The organism is Serratia sp. A07 (assembly GCF_058725505.1).
In genome coordinates this window covers 1-1,598 of the sequence record NZ_JBZXDO010000153.1, presented here as the reverse complement: position 1 = coordinate 1,598, position 1,598 = coordinate 1, and the positions used below count along the sequence as shown (strand labels likewise).

Genomic DNA, 1,598 nt, shown 5'->3' with positions numbered 1-1,598 from the left:
TGAGTAGGTTGTGATCTCAGATTACAAACCGGCCAAAATAATTGTCGCGAACCGGCCAGATTAATTGTCGTCAGATATTCGGCATCATCTGCACTGCCAGTGAGTGATATGCCCTTGGTGCTTACTCTCGACCAGCTAAGCGTATCGCCGTACAACCCGCGAATCTCGAGGAATCCTGAATATGATGAAATCAAGGCGGGGATTAGGGTTCGCGGCCTGAGAACTGTGCCATTAGTTACCCTTGATCCTGAACAACCCGAACTGGGTTATTTTTTCAGTGATGGTGGCAACACCCGTTATTCAATCTTGCAAGAATTATGGCAAGAAACAGGGGATGAACGGTTTTACCGCATTTCTTGTGTTTTCAAGCCATGGCCCGGTCGTTTGTCCTGTCTTCTTGGCCATCTGGCCGAGAACGAACAACGGGGAGATCTGGCGTTTATCGAAAAAGCGCTGGGGATCCGGGATGCCCGTGCCCTGTATGAAGAAAAATTGGGTAAAGCTGTTTCTCTCCGTGAGCTCTCAAGTTTAATGAGTGCTGATGGATATCCGGTGCATTTCTCCAGTATCAGCCGTATGGAAGATACGGTGAAATACCTATATCCATTCATGCCATCTCTTCTTAAATCGGGATTGGGAGCCCCCCAAATTCGTCAATTGCTTGCTTTACGAGCTGAGGCTGAAAAAACTTGGGAGGAACATAGTGTTACTGTCGAGGTTCAAGAACCGTTTGATAGCGTCTTTGGCAAAGTTTGTAGCCAATTTGATGACCCCGAAATCTACTCTCTGGATATGTTTCGTGATGAGTTGATTGGTGCGCTCATCAACGCGTTGCCACACCCGTTGCTCAATTATGACCGCTGGCTACTGGAGCTCGATCCCAAAGAGCAAAACCGGCGCAAGCACCTCGGTGAGCCTGAGCCGGCATTAACGCCTGAGCTGTCAGGCGAAGGCAATACTGTCGAACTGGCGCCAGCACTGCAGCAGGGAAATACCGGCGGACCGACGGTACCTGAAGTACAGGGAGAAGGCTCTTCTTTGGTGCTGGACAGCGCGTTGCATGAATCAACGAGAGATGCCGATGATGAATCACAGAACGCTCATGAAGAGGAAACGCCTGCAACTCAAACTGAACGCCGTGTTGAAACTCAGCCTGACTTATATGGCGCGCCTCCGATGTTGTCGGGTGACGTTGAAACGGTTTTAGATGGTGAGAATACCACCGTCCCCCTGCCGGACCCTCATGAGTCGATAGTCCCTCGCAGTAATACCGTGACACAGCCAAAGCAAGGTGTAGCCCCTGTTGCAGAGGTGCCTTTTGCCGAGGTAGGACTTGAGCCGGTCTCCTCCATTTGGGCTATTTCTGCCCTGCAGGATGATATCGAGCACCTGCAGGTGATCACCTTCCGATTGGCATTCGAACTGGCCGAAGTGGCGGGCTGCGAGGCGGAAATCAAAGCCGATAAAGCCGACTTGCAGGCTGCCGGCTACGCATTGACTGCCGAACGTCCCTCTCGCTTTACCGCGTTACTCCTGACCCTTGCCGGCAACAACCCGGACGGCGCCTCATCCAGCTCGCTCAATGAAGCCCTCATCGG

Annotated in this window: 1 protein-coding gene; it reads left to right on the top strand. The window is 51.9% G+C overall.

Annotated features, from left to right (window positions below):
• Positions 1-108 precede the first annotated feature (108 nt).
• On the top strand, positions 109-1,598 hold a 1,490-nt coding region (locus tag AC4PR2_RS28745), incomplete at its 3' end, for a ParB family protein (protein WP_492176032.1).